The organism is Streptomyces peucetius (genome assembly GCF_025854275.1).
Classification (GTDB): Bacteria; Actinomycetota; Actinomycetes; order Streptomycetales; family Streptomycetaceae; genus Streptomyces; species Streptomyces peucetius_A.
Window position 1 is genome coordinate 2874893 of sequence record NZ_CP107567.1, and the last position, 18102, is coordinate 2892994.

General features: G+C 69.0%; 19 protein-coding genes, 1 tRNA gene, 1 pseudogene and 1 riboswitch. Of the genes and pseudogenes, 8 read left to right on the top strand and 13 right to left on the bottom strand.

Annotation, left to right across the window (positions count from 1 at the left end):
* Positions 1-117: 117 nt before the first annotated feature.
* Positions 118-2748, top strand: coding sequence for a transglycosylase domain-containing protein (locus OGH68_RS13110; protein ID WP_264243675.1), 2631 nt, complete (start codon positions 118-120; stop codon positions 2746-2748).
* Here OGH68_RS13110 and OGH68_RS13115 read toward each other — a convergent pair.
* The 3 genes from OGH68_RS13115 to OGH68_RS13125 form a co-directional block, all read right to left on the bottom strand.
* Positions 2742-3062, bottom strand: a complete 321-nt coding sequence (locus OGH68_RS13115) for a DMT family transporter (protein WP_264243676.1) — start codon at positions 3060-3062, stop codon at positions 2742-2744. The genes OGH68_RS13110 and OGH68_RS13115 overlap by 7 nt on opposite strands.
* Positions 3063-3102: 40 nt before the next feature.
* A riboswitch (guanidine-III (ykkC-III) riboswitch) is annotated at positions 3103-3169 on the bottom strand.
* 57 nt (positions 3170-3226) lie between these two features.
* The gene (locus OGH68_RS13120; RefSeq protein ID WP_264243678.1) at positions 3227-3595 is read right to left on the bottom strand and encodes a GroES family chaperonin; all 369 of its coding nucleotides are present in this window, start codon (positions 3593-3595) and stop codon (positions 3227-3229) included.
* Between the two features lie 43 nt (positions 3596-3638).
* Complete coding sequence (locus OGH68_RS13125; RefSeq protein WP_264243680.1) at positions 3639-3959, bottom strand: DUF3618 domain-containing protein; 321 nt, start codon at positions 3957-3959, stop codon at positions 3639-3641.
* Positions 3960-4112: 153 nt separating this feature from the next.
* Between OGH68_RS13125 and bcp the strand changes: the two genes are divergently transcribed.
* The 5 genes from bcp to OGH68_RS13150 all read left to right on the top strand — a co-directional run bounded on the left by bcp (position 4113) and on the right by OGH68_RS13150 (position 7828).
* A complete protein-coding gene (gene bcp / locus OGH68_RS13130) occupies positions 4113-4580 on the top strand; it encodes a thioredoxin-dependent thiol peroxidase (protein ID WP_264243682.1) in 468 nt (155 codons plus the stop codon).
* Positions 4581-4712: 132 nt separating this feature from the next.
* Positions 4713-6212 (top strand): MFS transporter, encoded by a 1500-nt coding sequence (locus tag OGH68_RS13135; RefSeq protein WP_264243684.1) that lies wholly within the window; start codon positions 4713-4715, stop codon positions 6210-6212.
* A gap of 136 nt (positions 6213-6348) precedes the next feature.
* On the top strand, positions 6349-7029 hold the full coding sequence (locus OGH68_RS13140; protein WP_264243686.1) for an HNH endonuclease signature motif containing protein: 681 nt from the start codon (positions 6349-6351) through the stop codon (positions 7027-7029).
* Positions 7026-7709: an HNH endonuclease signature motif containing protein gene (locus OGH68_RS13145; protein ID WP_264243688.1), complete on the top strand. Its 684-nt coding sequence runs from the start codon at positions 7026-7028 to the stop codon at positions 7707-7709. Before OGH68_RS13140 ends, OGH68_RS13145 begins: the two co-directional genes overlap by 4 nt.
* A 32-nt stretch (positions 7710-7741) precedes the next feature.
* Positions 7742-7828 (top strand) — tRNA-Leu (locus OGH68_RS13150).
* Positions 7829-7880: 52 nt separating this feature from the next.
* Here the strand turns inward: OGH68_RS13150 and rdgB are convergent.
* From rdgB to OGH68_RS13170, 4 genes and pseudogenes are all read right to left on the bottom strand, one after another.
* Positions 7881-8483 carry an RdgB/HAM1 family non-canonical purine NTP pyrophosphatase gene (gene rdgB, locus OGH68_RS13155; protein ID WP_264243691.1) on the bottom strand — a complete coding sequence of 201 codons (603 nt, stop codon included), beginning with the start codon at positions 8481-8483 and terminating at the stop codon, positions 7881-7883.
* A 7-nt stretch (positions 8484-8490) separates the two neighbouring features.
* Positions 8491-8877 (bottom strand): hypothetical protein, encoded by a 387-nt coding sequence (locus OGH68_RS13160; protein WP_264243693.1) that lies wholly within the window; start codon positions 8875-8877, stop codon positions 8491-8493.
* Positions 8878-8973: 96 nt separating this feature from the next.
* Positions 8974-9708: a ribonuclease PH gene (gene rph / locus OGH68_RS13165; RefSeq protein WP_264243696.1), complete on the bottom strand. Its 735-nt coding sequence runs from the start codon at positions 9706-9708 to the stop codon at positions 8974-8976.
* A gap of 90 nt (positions 9709-9798) precedes the next feature.
* Positions 9799-10038, bottom strand: a pseudogene (locus tag OGH68_RS13170) (glucose PTS transporter subunit EIIB); the annotation flags it as partial.
* 250 nt (positions 10039-10288) lie between these two features.
* On the opposite strand from OGH68_RS13170, the gene OGH68_RS13175 reads away from it, so the two are divergent.
* Positions 10289-11548 carry a PTS transporter subunit EIIC gene (locus OGH68_RS13175; RefSeq protein ID WP_264243698.1) on the top strand — a complete coding sequence of 420 codons (1260 nt, stop codon included), beginning with the start codon at positions 10289-10291 and terminating at the stop codon, positions 11546-11548.
* 259 nt (positions 11549-11807) lie between these two features.
* On the top strand, positions 11808-13076 hold the full coding sequence (locus OGH68_RS13180) for a PTS transporter subunit EIIC (protein ID WP_264243700.1): 1269 nt from the start codon (positions 11808-11810) through the stop codon (positions 13074-13076).
* A gap of 83 nt (positions 13077-13159) precedes the next feature.
* On the opposite strand, the gene OGH68_RS13185 is transcribed toward OGH68_RS13180, so the two are convergent.
* From OGH68_RS13185 to OGH68_RS13210, 6 genes are all read right to left on the bottom strand, one after another.
* Positions 13160-13912 (bottom strand): MBL fold metallo-hydrolase, encoded by a 753-nt coding sequence (locus OGH68_RS13185; RefSeq protein ID WP_264243702.1) that lies wholly within the window; start codon positions 13910-13912, stop codon positions 13160-13162.
* A 216-nt stretch (positions 13913-14128) separates the two neighbouring features.
* Positions 14129-15079, bottom strand: a complete 951-nt coding sequence (locus OGH68_RS13190) for a PLP-dependent cysteine synthase family protein (RefSeq protein WP_264243704.1) — start codon at positions 15077-15079, stop codon at positions 14129-14131.
* A gap of 6 nt (positions 15080-15085) precedes the next feature.
* Positions 15086-15373, bottom strand: a complete 288-nt coding sequence (locus OGH68_RS13195; RefSeq protein ID WP_264243707.1) for a MoaD/ThiS family protein — start codon at positions 15371-15373, stop codon at positions 15086-15088.
* 98 nt (positions 15374-15471) lie between these two features.
* Positions 15472-15594, bottom strand: coding sequence for a putative leader peptide (locus OGH68_RS13200; RefSeq protein WP_264250456.1), 123 nt, complete (start codon positions 15592-15594; stop codon positions 15472-15474).
* A gap of 178 nt (positions 15595-15772) precedes the next feature.
* Positions 15773-16195 (bottom strand): M67 family metallopeptidase, encoded by a 423-nt coding sequence (locus OGH68_RS13205; RefSeq protein ID WP_264243709.1) that lies wholly within the window; start codon positions 16193-16195, stop codon positions 15773-15775.
* 160 nt (positions 16196-16355) lie between these two features.
* A complete protein-coding gene (locus OGH68_RS13210) occupies positions 16356-17774 on the bottom strand; it encodes an amino acid permease (protein WP_264243711.1) in 1419 nt (472 codons plus the stop codon).
* Between the last annotated feature and the right edge of the window lie 328 nt (positions 17775-18102).

An 18102-nucleotide genomic window follows, 5' to 3' on the forward strand; every position in this document is an offset into this window, starting at 1 on the left:
TCCCGGCACCAAAGCGCACGACCCTAGCCCACCGCGACTGGCCACCGCGAGGGGATTTCCGGTGCCGGAAGCGCCCGAATACGGGGGATAACGGGATGAAAAGTGCAGTATGTGTTCATGAGCGACGAGCCGCAGCAGCAGGGCTGGACACCCCGGGACGCGACGGCAGCCGGCCCGTCCGACAAGGACGAGAAGAAGAAGGACAGGAAGAGAGACAAGGGCAAGGCCCCTGATACGGACACAGGCACGGCCCCGGGCGCAAACCCGGGCGCCGTCATGGACGCCGACATGGGCGCAGGCAAGGGGGGCCAGGAACCCGAGGCCGGCACGGACCCCGACGCCGACCAGGACCCCGGCACGAACGCGGACCCCGGCACGGACGCCGACGCCGCCGACAGCCCCGACCCCGACGACCCCGACGACTCCTCAGACGGCCCCGGCGCCGCCGAAGGCACCGTCGGGTCCGTCGGGACCACGGCCGTCGCGAGGAAGACCCGCACCCGCCGCCCCCGGCGCACCGGCTGGCGCCGCGCCGTCCCCACCTGGCGTGTCACGCTCGGCAGCCTGCTCGTCGCATCGCTGCTCGTCATCGGCGGGCTCGTCACCGGCTACCTGCTCGTCGACATCCCGCCCGCCAACGCCGCCGCCACCGCCCAGACCAACGTCTACCTCTACGCGGACGGCACCCACATCGCCCGCGACGGCGACATCAACCGCGAGAACGTCTCCCTCGACAAGATCCCGCTCACCGTCCAGCATGCCGTACTCGCCGCGGAGGACCGCGACTTCTACAGCGAACCCGCCATCGATCCCCAGGCGATGGTCCGCGCCGCCTGGAACACCGTCACCGGCAAGGGCAAGCAGTCCGGCTCCACCATCACCCAGCAGTACGTCAAGAACTACTACCTCGGCCAGGAACAGACCGTCACCCGCAAGGTGAAGGAGTTCTTCATCGCCATCAAGCTCGGCCGCAACCAGAGCAAGAGCGAAATCCTCGAGGGCTACCTCAACACCAGCTACTTCGGCCGCAACGCCTACGGCATCCAGGCCGCCGCCCACGCCTACTACGGCAAGGACGTCGAGGACCTCGACGTCGCCGAAGGGGCCTACCTCGCCGGACTCCTCAACGCGCCCAACGCCTACGACGTCGCCACCCACCCCGAGAAGAAAAGGGCGGCGCTCGCCCGCTGGAACTACGTGCTCGGCGGCATGGTGAAGGAGAACTGGCTCAGCCGCGAGGAGCGGGACGCCCTGACATTCCCCATGCCCCGTCAGGCGAAGCCCTCCAGCGGCCTGTCCGGGCAGGGCGGCTACATCGTGCAGGCCGTCAAGGACCACCTCGACGCCCGCGGCATCCTCGACGAGCAGACCCTCGCCACCGGCGGCCACCGCATCACCACCACACTCCAGCGCCCCAGACAGGACGCGCTCGTCGCCGCCGTCGACGACCGGGTGATGTCCAAGCTCGACAGCGAACGCGAGGCCGACCGCGACGTCCGCGTCGGCGGCGTCTCCATCGAACCGGACACCGGCAAGGTCGTCGCCATGTACGGCGGCATCGACTACACCAAGCAGTACGTCAACAACGCCACCCGGCGCGACTACCAGGTCGGCTCCACCTTCAAGCCGTTCGTCTTCGCCTCCGCCGTCGAGAACCACTCCCTCACCCAGGAACGGCGGCCCATCTCCCCCAACGCCATCTACGTCGGCGACAGCAAACGCCCCGTCCAGGGCTGGGACGGCCCCCGCTACGCCCCCGAGAACGAGGACGACGTCTCGTACGGCCCCATCACCGTCCGCGAGGCCGCCGACAACTCCGTCAACGCCGTCTTCGCACAGATGGCCGTCGACGTCGGCCCCGCCCGCGTCATGCACACCGCCATCGCCCTCGGCCTGCCCAGCACCACCCCCGACCTGAGCCCCTCCCCGTCCATCGCACTCGGCCCGGCCACCGCCAGCGTCCTCGACATGACCGGCGCGTACGCCAGCCTCGCCAACCACGGCAAGCACACCCCGTACACACTCGTCGAGGAGATCAGCAAGAACGGCGTCGACATCGCGCTCCCCGAGCGCCGCACCGTGCAGGCCGTCAGCCGCGAGGCCGCCGACACCACCACCTACATCCTGCGCGGCGTCGTCGACGGCGGCACCGGCTCCGCCGCCCAGTCCGCCGGCCGGCCCGCCGCAGGCAAGACCGGCACCGCGGAGGAGGACCGGGCCGCCTGGTTCGCCGGCTACACCCCGTCACTCGCCACCGTCGTCGCCGTCATGGGACAGAACCCGAAGACCGGCACCCAGACATCGCTGTACGGGGCGCTCGGCATGCCACGCATCAACGGCGGCGGCGCACCCGCCGAGATCTGGGGGCAGTACACCGCCGCCGCCCTCGAAGGCTCCGAGGTCCGGGACTTCGAACTGCAGCTCGCGCCCGGCGCGGACGACCCGCCGCCCGAGCGGCGCGACCCCGACGACCGGGGCGACTCGGGCGACCCCGAGGACGTCTTCCGGCCCCGCAACCCGGACGAGCAGGCCGGCGAAGGCCGCGACAGCGGCCCGTACGGCTCCGGCGGCGGACTGCCCGGCACCAGCCGGCCCCCCGGCGCTCCCGGGACATCCCCCGGACGGCCGGCCGGCGACGGCACACCGGCCGGACCCGGCACCGGCGGGGCCCTGCCCACGGCCGCACTCCCGCCGGCGGCACCATCCGCACCGGCGGAGCCCGCCAGGCCGGCCGGCCGGACTCAGTGACCCGACGTCGCCTTCAGACCGACCACCGCGACCAGCAACAGACACACGAAGAAGATCCGGGCGGCGGTCACCGGCTCGTTCAGCACCAGCATGCCGACCACGGCCGCACCCGCCGCCCCGATACCGACCCACACCCCGTACGCCGTACCGATCGGCAGGGACTTCGCCGCGTACGACAGCAGCAGCATGCTCGCGACGATCCCGGCACCCGTGAACACGCTCGGCCACAGCCGGGTGAACCCCTCGGTGAACTTCATCCCGATCGACCAGCCCACCTCGAGCAGACCGGCGACAACCAGCAGGACCCAGGCCATGACGGCACCTCCGACACGCGGAACAACGCGAACGACTACGGGGGCGTCGTCTTTTCCTGCCCGGTACGGCGCGTCTCGTCGGGGTCCTGCCAACGTAGCAAGCCACCCGCCCACCGGGCAGCACAAAGGGCCGGTGACCTCGGCCACCAGCCCTTCCGCCACTGCTACAGATACAGCCCCGTGGAGTCCTCCGACTCCTGGAAACGGTCCGCCGCCACCGCGTGCAGATCCCGCTCCCGCATCAGCACGTACGCCACGCCCCGCACCTCGACCTCGGCCCGGTCCTCCGGGTCGTACAGCACCCGGTCCCCCGGCTCCACCGTCCGCACGCTCTGCCCGACCGCGACCACCTCGGCCCAGGCCAGACGCCGGCCCACCGCCGCGGTCGCCGGGATCACGATGCCCCCGCTGGAACGCCGCTCGCCCTCCGGAATATCGGTCCTCACCAGGACCCGGTCGTGCAGCATCCGGATGGGCAGCTTGTCGTGCTGGGGGCCGTGCTGGGGGCTGTGCTCATGGCTGTTGGCGCTCACACGACGAACCTACCTGCCCGAGCGCCTCCCGTACGCCGCAGGGTCACGAACGGCGCCTGCGCGCCGACATCGCGAGCAGGCCCACGAGACCGACCGCCACCAGCGCCACCGGCACCACCCGCTCCAGCCTCGGCGACCCGTCCTCGGACACGAACTTCTCCTTCACGTCCGAGACGGTCCGGTTCACCGCGACGAACGCCCGCCCGGCCGTCCGGTCCACCGTCCCGGCGACCTTGGCCTTCGCGTCACCGATGACCGTCTTCGGGTGCACACGCACACCGATCTCGTCGAGCGTCTCCGCGAGCCGCTCGCGCCTGCGGACGATGTCCGCCTCGATCTGCGCAGGGGTCCTGGCATCCGACACCGCGCTGCCTCCGTGGTCGTGTCCGGTAGTCCTTCGTCGACAGTCTGTCAGCTCGGCCGCGACCGCACCCGGCGGCACCCCCATTACCCTCGACGCCGTACACCCCGACACCAGCGATACCACCGAGTGCACCGCAGTCCACCGAGGAGAACCATGAGCGAGCGACTCCAGCCCGGCGACACCGCCCCCGCCTTCACCCTGCCCGACGCCGACGGCAACGAGGTCTCGCTCGCCGACCACAAGGGCCGCAAGGTGATCGTGTACTTCTACCCCGCCGCCCTCACCCCCGGCTGCACCAAGCAGGCCTGCGACTTCACCGACAACCTCGAGCTGCTGGCCGGCGCCGGCTACGACGTCATCGGCGTGTCGCCGGACAAGCCGGAGAAGCTCGCCAAGTTCCGCGAGAAGGAGGACCTCAAGGTCACGCTCGTCGGCGACCCCTCCAAGGAGGTCCTGACCGCGTACGGCGCCTTCGGCGAGAAGAAGCTCTACGGCAAGACGGTGACCGGTGTGATCCGTTCCACTGTCGTCGTCGACGAGGACGGCAAGGTCGAGCGAGCCCTGTACAACGTCAAGGCGACCGGTCACGTCGCCAAGATCATCAAGGATCTCGGCATCTGACCGACCACCGGCCTTTCGCCGCCCCGCACATGTGGTGACCGAAGTCCCGTCGGCCCGGGACTTCGGTTTGCGGTTGTCCCGATCGAGCGGACGATTTTCTTGGAACAGGAGTCCAGGAAAGGAAACTTGGCCATGGCCGATAACGGCCAGGAGCACCCGGCCGATCCCGCGGCGGTCAAACGCCACCCCGTACTCTTCCGCACCATCGAACAGCGGAGAAACCCCAGGCTACGGCGCACGGACATCACCGTCACCGACGAAGCAACGGTCAAACGGGCCGTCAAGGCCGCCTCGCTCGGCAATGCCATGGAGTGGTTCGACTTCGGGATCTACAGCTACCTGGCCGTCACCATCGGCCACGTCTTCTTCCCTCCGGGAAACGACACCGTCCAACTCCTCTCGTCCTTCGCGACCTTCGCCGTCGCCTTCCTCGTTCGCCCGCTCGGCGGAATGGTGTTCGGCCCTCTGGGTGACAAGATCGGCCGCAAGAAGGTGCTCGCCGCGACCATGATCCTCATGGCGATCGGCACCGGCGCCATCGGCCTGATCCCTTCGTACGCCAGCATCGGCTTCTGGGCCCCGGCCCTGCTGATCCTGTTCCGCCTCGTCCAGGGCTTCTCCACGGGCGGCGAATACGGCGGCGGCGCGTCCACCTTCATCGCCGAGTACGCCCCCGACAGACGACGCGGCTTCTTCGGCAGCTTCCTCGAACTCGGCACCCTCGCCGGCTACGTCGGCGCGGCCGGCCTGGTGACCGTCCTCACCGCATGGCTCGGCAGCGACACCATGGAGGCCTGGGGCTGGCGGGTGCCCTTCCTCGTCGCCGCGCCCCTGGGCCTCGTCGGCGTCTACCTGCGGCTCAAACTCGACGAGACCCCCGCCTTCCAGAAGCTCGAAGCGGAGTCCGCCCGCGCCCCCGAGAACACCGCCGTCCACCTCGAGACGACGGCCACGGGCGACCTCGCCGACATCTTCCGCACGTACTGGCCGACGCTGATCCTGTGCATCGCCCTCGTCGGCGCGTACAACATCACCGACTACATGCTGCTGTCGTACATGCCGACGTATTTGTCCGACGAGCTCGGCTACAGCGAGACCCACGGGCTGATCATCCTCATCAGCGTCATGGCCGTCCTGATGCTGCTCATCAACCAGGTGGGCCGCCTCAACGACCACTTCGGCCGCAAGCCGCTGCTGATGGCCGGCATGCTCGGCTTCCTGTTCCTCTCGGCCCCCGCGCTCCTGATCGGCCAGGGGGGCATCCCGGCGATCAGCGCGGGGATGCTGATGCTCGGCCTGTCGCTGGTCTGCCTGCTGGGCACGATGTCCGCGGCCCTCCCGGCCATGTTCCCGACCCATGTCCGGTACGGGTCACTGTCGGTCGGCTACAACCTCTCCGCCTCGCTGTTCGGCGGCACGACGCCGCTCGTCATCACGGCCCTGATCAGCCTCACCGGCAGCAACATGATGCCCGCGTACTACTCGATGGCGGCGGCCCTGGTCGGGGTGATCGCGGTCGCCTGCATGAAGGAGACCGCCCAGAAGCCCCTGGACGGCTCCCCGCCGTCGGTGTCCTCCAAGGAAGAGGCCGCCGAAATGGTCCTGGCCCAGGCCCCGGACCCCAAGTTCTGAAACCCCCTCGGACCGGCCCGCCCCACAGCAAGCGGAACGGGGCATTCCGTTTTGCGGACGTGACCGTCCGATAGTCGGTTCGTTACTCCGTACGAGGCCGCGAACAGGCGATCACGCGGCCGGGACGGAGGGGACGATGCCGGCGAGTCCGTACACGCGAGAGCGTCTGGCCGAGGCGGCGGGATCATCACGGACGCTGAGTGAGGCACTGGTGAAGCTGGGGGTGGACCCGAAGAGTTCTACGCGCCGCTACGTCCTCAGGCGCATGCGACGGATGGGGACGGACACGTCGCACTTCGAGCGGGAGGGCGTCCGGTGGACGCAGGAGGTTCTCGCGCCCGTTGTCGCCGCGTCCACGAGCATGTGCGACGTGCTGAGGCGGCTCGGACTCGATGTAGTGGGTGGCAACCACACCCATATCAGCCGTCGCGTCAAAGCTCTCGGCCTCGACACGTCGCACTTCGTACCGCCCGCCCGCGCCGGCGAAGCCAGATCACGCCGGACACCGCAATCGCTGCTGTCGATACAGCACCCGGGCAGTGCCCGACGCATTCCGAGCGAGCGGCTGCACGGCGCCATGGCCACACTCGGAGTGCCTGAGCGCTGCGCGCTCTGCGGCACCGAGCCGCTGTGGCAGGGCCGCCCTCTGCCGCTGGAGGTGGACCATGTGGACGGGGACTGGCGGAACAACAGGCTGGAGAACCTGCGCCTTCTGTGCCCGAACTGCCACTCGGCGACCGACACGTATCGGGGCAGAGCGAAGTCTCGGCCGAAGACGGCCCGGCGAGAAGCAGGAGAAACGGGCGTGGGCACGTGACCGGAGCCCGCCGGTACACGCGCGAGCTACTCGCCGCAGCAGCTGAAGCCTGCGCCGACATCGACGAGGTGATCGCCTTCCTCGGCACACAGCCGTACGAGAAGCTGCAGCGCCACCTGCTCAGGCGTTTCGAGCACTACGGCATCGATGTGTCGCACTTCCCACGACCACGCCGCGGGCCTCACGGGGCCAAGCTCCCTCCCGGGCCCGACGAGGTGCGGGCCGCAGTGTCGCAGTCGACTTCCGTGGCGGGTGCGCTGCGTGTCCTTCAACGCCCCGACAACACCAGGCTGCGAGCGCAGTTCCGTCAGCTGGTCGCCGAGTACGGAATCGACACATCGCACTTTCTCGGGCAGGCACATCAGAAGGGAAAGCCCGGCACGGCGGCAAAGCCAGCGGCGGAGATCCTGGTCAGGCGCCACGCCGGACACCGCACGAAGACAGCGCTGCTGCGTCGCGCCCTGAGCGAGAGCGGCGTCCCCGAGTTGTGTGACGGATGCGGGACCGGCCCTGCATGGTTCGGTCGGCCAATGACGCTCGAGGTCGATCACATCAACGGCGATTGCCGGGACGACCGTCGTGAGAACCTCCGGTTGTTGTGTCCCAACTGCCACGCGGTCACGACGACGTGGTGCCGGGGCGGCAAGGCACGCAAGCATGTGCCGGCGTCCGCGCCATGAACGGCAGGCGCCCGCTACGATGGCTGCGGCTCGCGGCCGTTGCTGAATTGGCATAAGCGGGTGTTTTAGGGGCACCTGGGAGTATTCCCATGTGGGTTCGAGTCCCACCGGCCGCACCAGAGAGGGGCCGCTCACAAAGTCGAGCGGCCCCTTCGCCCTTTCCGCAGCCCCTCAGCCCAGCAGTTCCTTGACCACCGGGACGAGTGCCCGGAAGGCCTTGCCGCGGTGGCTGATCGCGTTCTTCTCCGCCGGGGTCAGTTCCGCGCAGGTACGCGACTCGCCGTCGGGCTGGAGGATCGGGTCGTAGCCGAAGCCGTTCGTGCCCTCGGGGGAGCGGCGGAGGGTGCCGGTCAGGCGGCCTTCCACGACGCGTTCCGTGCCGTCCGGGAGAGCGAGGGCGGCCGCGCAGGCGAAGTGGGCGCCGCGGTGGGGGGTGTCGATGTCGGCGAGCTGGGCGAGCAGCAGTCCGAGGTTGGCCCGGTCGTCGCCGTGGCGGCCGGCCCACCGGGCCGAGAAGATGCCGGGCGCGCCGCCGAGGACGTCGACGCAGAGGCCGGAGTCGTCGGCGACGGCGGGCAGGCCGGTGGCCCTGGCGAGGGCGTGGGCCTTGAGGAGGGCGTTCTCGGCGAAGGTGACGCCGGTTTCCTTGACGTCGGGGACCTCCGGGTAGGCGTCCGCGCCGACGAGGTCGTGGGTGAGACCGGCGTCGGCGAGGATGGCCCTGAGTTCGGTGATCTTTCCGGTGTTGCGGGTGGCGAGGATCAGTCGGGTCATGGCTCGATTATCCGGGGGTGCAGACCTTGCCGATCTCGGTGGCCGCGTCCGTGACGGGGCTGATGTCGGGGGTGGCGTCGCCGCTCTCGATGGACTTGCGGACGTTGTCTACGCCGGCGCCGAGGTCGTCGACGGCCTTGCCGAGGTCGGCGTTGTCGGACTTGTCGCCGAGGCTGTCGAGTTCGCGGTCGATGTCGTCGAGCGCTTCGCGGGCCTTCGTGGGGTCCTCGGTGGCGGTGGAGACGGCCTCCTGGAGCTTGTTGACGCTGGTGGCTATGGCGTCGGCGGTCTCGACGCAGTCGAGTGCCTTGTCGAGGGCGCCGCAGCCGACGGCGGCGGGCAGGATGAGGGCAGCGGCGGCGATGGTGAGTGCGGTGCGGCGGCGCGCAGACATTCGGAAGGGTCCTCCCCGGTCAACGGACGGGCGCACGGTTCGGCCCGTGCGCCCGTGTGTACAACGACGCCCGTGGGGGCGTTCTTGGTTGCTTCTTTACTCTGCGGAGCGGCCGAGGGCCTCGACCTGGAGGGCGGCGAGGTCGGCGCAGCCGCCGGTGGCGAGGTCGAGGAGGGCGTTGAGCTCCTTGCGGTCGAAGGGCTCGGCCTCGGCCGTGCCCTGGACCTCGACGAAGCGGCCGTCTCCGGTGCAGACGACGTTCATGTCGGTCTCGGCGCGGACGTCCTCCTCGTAGCAGAGGTCGAGGAGGGGGGTGCCGTCGACGATGCCGACGCTGACGGCGGCGACGGTGCCGATGAGGGGCTTGCGGCCGGCCTTGACGAGTTTCTTGGTCTGCGCCCAGGCGACGGCGTCGGCGAGGGCGACGTAGGCGCCGGTGATGGCGGCGGTGCGGGTGCCTCCGTCGGCCTGGAGGACGTCGCAGTCGAGGACGACGGTGTTCTCGCCGAGGGCCTTGTAGTCGATGACGGCGCGCAGGGAGCGGCCGATGAGCCGGCTGATCTCGTGGGTGCGGCCGCCGATCTTGCCGCGGACGGATTCGCGGTCGCCGCGGGTGTTGGTGGAGCGGGGCAGCATCGAGTACTCGGAGGTGACCCAGCCTTCGCCGCTGCCCTTGCGCCAGCGGGGGACGCCTTCGGTGAAGGATGCGGTGCAGAAGACCTTGGTGTCTCCGAAGGAGATGAGGACGGAGCCCTCGGCGTGCTTGCTCCATCCGCGTTCGATGGTGACCGGGCGGAGCTGTTCGGGGGTGCGGCCGTCGATTCGAGACATGCTGCCGAGCCTATCGGCAGACGGGTGAGGGGCCCGTTCCGGTCGGTCGGAATCAGGCCCCTCGTGGTGCGGGGTGGGTGAGGCGTCAGCTCACATCATGTCTTCGATGTCGGCGGCGATCGGGTCGGCGTCGGTTCCGATGACGACCTGGATGGCGGTGCCCATCTTGACGACGCCGTGGGCGCCGGCGGCCTTGAGCGCGGCCTCGTCGACGAGCGCGGGGTCGGCGACTTCGGTGCGCAGGCGGGTGATGCAGCCCTCGATCTCCTCGATGTTGTCGATTCCGCCGAGCCCGGCGACGATCTTCTCAGCCTTGCTGGCCATGTCTTTCTCCCTGCGTTCGGAGCGTTGAGCGCTGTTCCCGGCTCACCGCCTCGGGCTGCCTCCCCGGCCCACCGTAGGCCGGGTTTGTCACGGTAACGCACGGTTGGCCCATCTTCACGGGCGAGTAACCGTCTTGTACCGAAAGATGACGATCGCCGGCGCCCTGTCGTGCGACCGGGCTCCGGGACCGTACCGCGACTGGTCTACACCAGTCTGCAACACCTGCCAAACGAGGCGTGTTTCCGGGAGGACCCCGATGAGCTCCGAGAGCGCGGCCGCGCCGCGGAAGAAGTGGTGGAACAGCCTCTTCCAGGGACTCCAGAAGGTCGGCCGCAGCCTTCAGCTCCCGGTCGCCGTGCTGCCCGCGGCCGGTCTGCTGGTGAGCCTGGGGCGCCTGTTCGAGGCGTATCTCGACGGCCCGTTCTGGGACAAGACGTCGCAGGTCCTGATCGGAGGCGGGGGCGGCATCCTCGACGGCAGTTTGGGGCTGCCCCTGTTGTTCTGCATCGGGGTCGCGATCGGTTTCGCGAAGAAGTCCGACGGTTCGACCGCGCTGGCGGCGGTCGCGGGCTTCCTCGTCTACTACAGCGTGCTCAAGGCGTTCCCGGTCGACGGCTCGGTGACCGCGCAGATGCCGGAGGGCACCCCGCAGAACCCGGGCGTCCTCGGCGGCATCCTGATCGGCCTGCTGACGGCCGTCGTCTGGCAGCGCTACCACCGCACCCGGCTGGTCGACTGGCTCGGCTTCTTCAACGGCCGCCGGCTCGTTCCGATCATCATGGCGTTCCTGTGCTGTGTGCTGGGGGTGCTGTTCGGGCTGCTGTGGGATCCGGTCGGCGACGCGCTCACCGCCTTCTCGCGGCAGCTGATCGACCTGGGCGCGTGGGGTGCGGGCATCTTCGGTGTCGCGAACCGGCTGCTGATCCCGATCGGCATGCACCAGTTCCTGAACACCTTCTTCTGGTTCCAGGCGGGCGAGTACCAGGCGGCGGACGGCAAGGTGGTCCAGGGAGACCTGACCCGCTTCTTCGCGGGCGACCCAGACGCCGGCCTGTTCATGTCCGGCTTCTTCCCCATCATGATGTTCGGCCTTCCCGCGGCCGCCCTGGCCATCACCCACTGCGCGCGCCCGGAACACCGCAAGCGGGTGGGCGGCCTGATGTTCTCGGTCGCCCTGACGTCCTTCGTGACCGGGGTGACGGAGCCGATCGAGTTCTCGTTCATGTTCGTGGCGCCCTTGCTGTACGGGCTGCACGCCTTGCTGACCGGCGCTTCGATGGCGATCACCTGGGCGCTGGGTGCGCATGCGGGGTTCAGTTTCTCGGCGGGCCTGATCGACTACATCGTGAACTGGCACCTGGGCACGAAGCCATGGCTGATCCTGCCGATCGGCGCGTGTTTCGCGGTGATCTATTACGTCGTCTTCCGGCTGGCGATCACTTTGTTCAACATTCCTACACCGGGACGGGAGCCGGAGGAGCTCCAGGAGGAGATGGAGCGTGAGGCCACGAAGTAGCCGCCGGCGCTGCCCGCACCCGCCGTTCGAAGGGCCCCTGGACCGCGACGGTCCGGGGGTCTTCGCGTGCGTTGTCCGGATCGTTACCCGGTCCGGAAAATTCGCAGGTTTCTTATCCAACCCTCACCGTGCTACAACAGGTCTACACCACTTAATGGTGTAGACCATGCGGTCCAGACCATAGGCCGCTCTCCCCTGAGACGCCGCCCTCCCCCGTAGTCATGTCCTCCGGCGGCGCCTTGCCCACTGGAGGAAGTTGATGTCCACGGCCAGCGCCGCCCCTGAGGCGGACAAGAAGAAGCCGGGCGCGGGTGCGATGGCTGTCCTGCAGCGCATCGGCCGCAGCCTGATGCTGCCCGTCGCCGTGCTGCCCGCCGCCGCGCTCCTCATCCGGCTCGGCAACAGCGACATGCTCGGCAAGGAGTCCTTCCCGGACTTCATCAACAAGATCGCCGGATTCATGTACGCGGGTGGCAACGCCATTCTCGGCAACATGGCCCTGCTCTTCGCCGTCGGTATCGCCATCGGGTTCGCCAAGAAGTCCGACGGCTCCACCGCGCTGGCGGCCGTCACCGGTTACCTGGTCTTCAAGGCCGTGCTCGGCACGTTCACCGACGGCAACCTTCCCCAGGAAGCGACCGTCGCCGACGGCAAGATCGTCATGGTCGACAAGGCCGTCGACGCGGGCGTCCTCGGCGGCGTCGTCATGGGCATCGTCGTCGCCCTGCTCTACCAGCGCTTCTACCGGACCAAGCTGCCCGACTGGGCCGGCTTCTTCGGCGGCCGCCGCCTCGTTCCGATCCTCTCGGCGTTCGCCGGTCTGATCCTCGGTGTCGTCTTCGGTTACATCTGGCCGGTCCTCGGCACCGGTCTGCACAACCTCGGCGAGTGGCTGGTCGGCTCCGGCGCGGTGGGCGCGGGCATCTTCGGTGTCGCCAACCGCGCGCTGATCCCGGTCGGCATGCACCACCTGCTGAACTCCTTCCCGTGGCTGCAGGCCGGGTCCTACGAGGGCAAGAGCGGCGACATCGCCCGCTTCCTCGCCGGCGACCCCACCGCCGGACAGTTCATGACCGGCTTCTTCCCGATCATGATGTTCGCCCTCCCCGCTGCCTGTCTCGCGATCGTGCACTGCGCCCGTCCCGAGCGCCGCAAGGTCGTCGGCGGCATGATGTTCTCCCTCGCGCTGACCTCGTTCGTCACCGGTGTGACCGAGCCGATCGAGTTCACCTTCATGTTCATCGCGCCGGTCCTGTACGCGATCCACGCGGTGCTGACCGGTGTCTCGATGGCGCTGACCTGGGCGCTCGGCATGAAGGACGGTTTCGGCTTCTCGGCCGGCGCCATCGACTTCCTGCTCAACCTGGGCATCGCGTCCAACCCGTGGGGTCTGGCCCTGGTCGGTCTGTGCTTCGCGGCGGTCTACTACGCGGTGTTCCGCTTCGCGATCACCAAGTTCAACCTTCCGACGCCGGGCCGCGAGTCCGACGAGGAGCTCGCCGAGCTGCAGAAGGCCGAGGCGAAGTAGGCCGCACGGCCCAGGCAGACGCCGAAGCCCCTGCCTGTTCCAGGGCGGGGGCTTCGGCCGTTGTCCGTCAGAGGTCAGACGCGTCAGATCTCGTACACCGCGCCCGGGTGGGCGACGTCCGTCGGGCCGGTGTAGACGGCCGTGGCGTCGCGCAGGGTCTGCTGGGGGTCCGTCCACGGGGGGATGTGGGTGAGGACCAGCCGGCCGGCGTTCGCGCGCTGCGCGTACGCGCCCGCCTCGCGGCCGTTGAGGTGGAGGTCGGGGATGTCCTCCTTGCCGTGCGTGAAGGACGCCTCGCACAGGAAGAGGTCCGCGCCCGCGGCGAGGTCGTCCAGGCCGTCGCAGACACCGGTGTCACCGGAGTACGTGAGTGTTCTGCCGCCGTGCTCCAGCCGGATGCCGTACGCCTCGACGGGGTGGGCCAGTCTCTCGGTGCGCACGGAGAACGGGCCGATCTCGAAGTGCCCCGGCTTCAGGGTGTGGAAGTCGAAGACCTCGCTCATGGACGAGGCGGACGGCGTGTCGGCGTACGCCGTGGTCAGGCGCTGTTCGGTGCCCTCGGGGCCGTGGACCGGGATGGCGGGGCAGCGGCCGCCGTCGTGGCGGTAGTAGCGCGCGACGAAGTAGCCGCACATGTCGATGCAGTGATCCGCGTGAAGGTGGCTGAGGAAGATGGCGTCGAGGTCGTAGAGACCGCAGTGGCGCTGCAGCTCGCCGAGGGCGCCGTTGCCCATGTCGAGGAGCAGCCGGAAGCCGTCGGCCTCTACGAGGTAGCTCGAGCAGGCCGATTCCGCGGACGGGAACGACCCGGAGCAGCCGACGACGGTGAGCTTCATGGAGCTGGAACCTCCGTGGACGGGGAGGGCTGGGGAAAGGTCGTGCGGTCCGTCGAGCGTAAGGCGCGAAAGGGCCGGTCGCTCCTCAGCCGCCCCGTGTTGTGTGCGATGTCACCCCCCGTCCCGGGGGTGGGACGAGGGGTGACATCGCACAGTTCGTATGAAGTTGTGACCGGCGCGGGTGCCGGCGTGAGCACCGGCGCGGGGCAGGTCCGGTCAGGCCCAGAGCTGGCCCTGCAGGGTGTCGATCGCCGCTTCGGTGGTTTCGGCCGTGTAGACGCCCGTCGACAGGTACTTCCAGCCACCGTCGGCGACGACGAAGACGATGTCCGCCGTTTCCCCCGCCTTGACCGCCTTCCTGCCGACACCGATCGCGGCGTGGAGCGCCGCGCCGGTGGAGACGCCGGCGAAGATCCCCTCCTGCTGGAGGAGTTCACGGGTGCGGGTGACGGCGTCCGCGGAACCGACCGAGAAGCGGGTGGTCAGGACGGAGGCGTCGTACAGCTCGGGGACGAAGCCCTCGTCGAGATTGCGCAGGCCGTAGACGAGGTCGTCGTAGCGCGGTTCCGCGGCCACGATCTTCACGTCGGGCTTGTGCTCGCGCAGGTAGCGTCCGACGCCCATGAGCGTGCCCGTGGTGCCGAGGCCGGCCACGAAGTGGGTGACGGACGGCAGGTCGGCGAGGATCTCCGGGCCGGTGGTGGCGTAGTGCGCGCCGGCGTTGTCCGGGTTTCCGTACTGGTAGAGCATCACCCAGGACGGGTTCTGCTCGGCCAGTTCCTTGGCGACGCGCACGGCGGTGTTGGAGCCGCCTGCCGCGGGGGACGGGATGATCTCGGCGCCCCACATCTTGAGCAGGTCCCGGCGCTCCTGCGAGGTGTTCTCCGGCATGACGCAGACGATGCGGTAGCCCTTGAGCTTGGCCGCCATCGCCAGCGAGATGCCGGTGTTGCCGCTGGTGGGCTCGAGGATGGTGCAGCCGGGGGTGAGGCGGCCGTCCTTCTCCGCCTGCTCGACCATGTGGAGGGCGGGGCGGTCCTTGATCGAGCCGGTGGGGTTGCGGTCCTCGAGCTTGGCCCAGATCCGGACGTCACCGGACGGGGACAGGCGCGGGAGCCGGACCAGGGGTGTGTTGCCCACGGCCGCCAGCGGGGAGTCGTAGCGCATCGGGGATCAGACCATCCCGCCGGCGACGGCCGGGAGGATGGTGACGCTGTCGCCGTCGGAGAGCTTGGTGGAGATGCCGTCGAGGAAGCGGACGTCCTCGTCGTTGAGGTAGACGTTCACGAAGCGGCGCAGCTGGTCGCCGTTCGCCTTGTCGACGATGCGCTCCTCGATGCCGTTGTGGCGGCTCTCGAGGTCGGCGAAGAGCTCGGCAAGGGTGTCCCCGTTGCCCTCGACCGCCTTGGCGCCGTCGGTGTAGGTGCGGAGGATGGTCGGGATGCGGACCTCGATGGCCATGACAGGGGCTCCTGTTGTCGTGGTGGCGTAGGGGCGCGCGGCTGTTGCCCCCGCGCGGGGGCTCGTGCTGGCTGGTGGTGCGCTCGTACGTCAGGTGGTTACGGACGCGGAAGGGCGCGGTCCGTACACATCGCACTCGCGAGGCGGCACAGGTCGACGTGCAGCCGCGCCACGAGCAGCAGCGTGCTCGGCGTCTTGTCGCTCACGTCAGGGAGAACCATGCGGTCATCGTATCGATTCCCGGTCCGCATCCCGGAGTGTGATCTCGCATGATGGACTTTCGCTGCTCAGCATGTGGGCCCGGAGGTGCGATGCCGCCCCGGTCGGGAGTCGTCGAGCGGTCGGGGCCCGGTGTGGCCCGACCACCGCGAGCGCCCGCGAGCACCCCCGGGGCACCTTTCAGTACGCCTCGACGACCTTGACGTCCTCTTCCGTGATCACGCCCTCCACGATGCGGAACGAGCGGAACTGGAACGGTCCCGCGTCGTCGGTGTCGGCGGTGGAGACCAGCACGTAGTGGGCGCCGGGCTCGTTGGCGTAGCTGACGTCGGTGCGGGACGGGTACGCCTCGGTCGCCGTGTGCGAGTGGTAGATGATCACCGGCTCCTCGTCGCGGTCGTCCAGTTCGCGGTAGAGCTTGAGGAGGTCCCCGGAGTCGAACTCGTAGAACGTGGGCGACCGGGCCGCGTTCAGCATCGGGATGAAGCGCTCGGGACGCCCGGACCCCTCCGGTCCGGCGACGACGCCGCAGGCCTCGTCGGGGTGGTCCTCGCGGGCGTGGGCGACGATCTGGTCGAAGAGGGCCTGGGTGATGGTCAGCATGGGGTCAGGATAAGCAGACGGGCAGCGCCGTACCGATGGGCGGTACGGCGCTGCCCGGATGCTGGACGGCAGGGTCGGAACGCGGCGCCGGGGCGGCGGTCAGGCACGGATCCGGACCTCCTGCCGGAACGCCTGTCGGGACTTCCTGCCAGGACTCCCGTCAGGTCTTCTTGGCGAAGGCGACGCCGTGCGGGTTCCGGCTCTTGAGCACCAGGTAGGCGACGCCGAGGAGCAGTCCCCACACCGGTGCGCAGTACAGCGAGATCCGTGCGTCCTTGTCGATGCCCATCATCACGATCACCATGCCGATGAACGCGAGGGCGAACCAGCTGGTGAATGGGGCGCCGGGCGCCTTGAACGCCGACTGGGGCAGTTCGCCGCGGTCCGCCATGGCCCGGTAGCGGATCTGGCTGACCAGGATCATGATCCAGGCCCACATGCCGGAGATGGTCGCGAAGGAGACGACCATCTCGAACGCCTCGCCCGGCCACTGGTAGTTGATCCAGACGCCGATCAGCATCAGCAGCGCGGAGAAGGTGGTGCCGATCAGCGGGGTGCCGCTCCTGGTGAGGCGGGTGAACGCCCGGGGGCCCTGGTGGTTGAGGGCGAGGTCGCGCAGCATCCGGCCGGTGGAGTACATGCCCGAGTTGCAGGACGACAGAGCCGCGGTGAGCACGACGAAGTTGACGATGCCCGCGCCGACGGCGAGGCCCATCTTGTCGAAGGCGGCGACGAACGGTGAGACGCCCGGCTGGAAGCTGGTCCAGGAGACCACCGAGAGGATCATGATCAGCGCGCCGACGTAGAAGACGGCGATGCGCCAGGGCACGGTGTTGATGGCCTTGGGCAGCGTCTTCTCGGGGTCCTTGGACTCGCCCGCGGTGACGCCGACCAGTTCCACCGCGAGGAACGCGAACATCACGATCTGCAGGGTCATCAGCGTGCCGCCGATGCCCTTCGGGAAGAAGCCGCCGTCGGCCCACAGGTGTGTGACGGAGGCGGTGTCGCCGGCGTCTGAGAAGCCGAGGGTGAGGATGCCGAGGCAGATGAGGATCATGCCGATGATGGCGGTGACCTTGACCATCGAGAACCAGAACTCGAGTTCGCCGAAAAGCTTCACCGAGATGAGGTTCGCGCCGTACAGGACGACCGTGAAGACCAGTGCGGAGAACCACTGCGGAAGGTCGAACCAGTACGTCATGTACTGGGCGGCCGCGGTGACTTCGGTCATCCCGGTGACGACCCAGAACAGCCAGTACGTCCAGCCGGTGACGAAGCCGGCGAACGGGCCGATGAACTCACGGGCGTACTCGGAGAAGGACCCCGACACCGGGCGGTACATGAGCAGTTCGCCCAGCGCCCGCATGATGAAGAAGATCACCAGGCCGGCGACGGCATACGCCAGGACGAGACTGGGGCCGGCCTTGGAGATGGCCTTGCCGGCGCCCAGGAAGAGACCGGTGCCGATGGCGCCGCCGATCGCGATCATCTGGATCTGCCGGGCGCCCAGCCCCCGCTGGTAACCCTCGTTCGCGTCCTCTTCGCCCGTTTGCTTCTGTTCGACCTGCGACGAGGTCATGGTGGTGCGCCTTTCTCCATACCGATCCGCGCCGCCGCGTGGTGCGGCAACGGATCCGGTCCTGATCCCCCCGGATATGGATGGAGTACGAGCGGCGGTCCGCCGGCTCGAGCGCACTCGGGAACAGGGGTGGCGTCCCCGAGCGATCGTGAAGATCTATCACGGGCCGGAGGACGGCCGGACGGCTGCCGAGTGGCGCATGTCACGGCCATAGAGGGCTGAATGCCGCAGTCGTCGGCAAAGAGGTCGATCCGCCTTGGGAGGATCGTTATCCGGTTTTGAGTGTCCGTTGAGGGAACGGCGGGGGACGCGGAACGGCCCCGGGCCC

What these genes read in the sequence shown, in the direction of transcription:
- OGH68_RS13110 (WP_264243675.1), top strand. Translation starts at nt 118, where the DNA reads ATGAGCGACGAGCCGCAGCAGCAGGGCTGGACACCCCGGGACGCGACG.
- OGH68_RS13115 (WP_264243676.1), bottom strand. Translation starts at nt 3,062, where the DNA reads ATGGCCTGGGTCCTGCTGGTTGTCGCCGGTCTGCTCGAGGTGGGCTGG.
- bcp (WP_264243682.1), top strand. Translation starts at nt 4,113, where the DNA reads ATGAGCGAGCGACTCCAGCCCGGCGACACCGCCCCCGCCTTCACCCTG.
- OGH68_RS13135 (WP_264243684.1), top strand. Translation starts at nt 4,713, where the DNA reads ATGGCCGATAACGGCCAGGAGCACCCGGCCGATCCCGCGGCGGTCAAA.
- OGH68_RS13140 (WP_264243686.1), top strand. Translation starts at nt 6,349, where the DNA reads ATGCCGGCGAGTCCGTACACGCGAGAGCGTCTGGCCGAGGCGGCGGGA.
- rdgB (WP_264243691.1), bottom strand. Translation starts at nt 8,483, where the DNA reads ATGACCCGACTGATCCTCGCCACCCGCAACACCGGAAAGATCACCGAA.
- OGH68_RS13160 (WP_264243693.1), bottom strand. Translation starts at nt 8,877, where the DNA reads ATGTCTGCGCGCCGCCGCACCGCACTCACCATCGCCGCCGCTGCCCTC.
- rph (WP_264243696.1), bottom strand. Translation starts at nt 9,708, where the DNA reads ATGTCTCGAATCGACGGCCGCACCCCCGAACAGCTCCGCCCGGTCACC.
- OGH68_RS13175 (WP_264243698.1), top strand. Translation starts at nt 10,289, where the DNA reads ATGAGCTCCGAGAGCGCGGCCGCGCCGCGGAAGAAGTGGTGGAACAGC.
- OGH68_RS13180 (WP_264243700.1), top strand. Translation starts at nt 11,808, where the DNA reads ATGTCCACGGCCAGCGCCGCCCCTGAGGCGGACAAGAAGAAGCCGGGC.
- OGH68_RS13185 (WP_264243702.1), bottom strand. Translation starts at nt 13,912, where the DNA reads ATGAAGCTCACCGTCGTCGGCTGCTCCGGGTCGTTCCCGTCCGCGGAA.
- OGH68_RS13190 (WP_264243704.1), bottom strand. Translation starts at nt 15,079, where the DNA reads ATGCGCTACGACTCCCCGCTGGCGGCCGTGGGCAACACACCCCTGGTC.
- OGH68_RS13195 (WP_264243707.1), bottom strand. Translation starts at nt 15,373, where the DNA reads ATGGCCATCGAGGTCCGCATCCCGACCATCCTCCGCACCTACACCGAC.
- OGH68_RS13200 (WP_264250456.1), bottom strand. Translation starts at nt 15,594, where the DNA reads ATGGTTCTCCCTGACGTGAGCGACAAGACGCCGAGCACGCTGCTGCTC.
- OGH68_RS13205 (WP_264243709.1), bottom strand. Translation starts at nt 16,195, where the DNA reads ATGCTGACCATCACCCAGGCCCTCTTCGACCAGATCGTCGCCCACGCC.
- OGH68_RS13210 (WP_264243711.1), bottom strand. Translation starts at nt 17,774, where the DNA reads ATGACCTCGTCGCAGGTCGAACAGAAGCAAACGGGCGAAGAGGACGCG.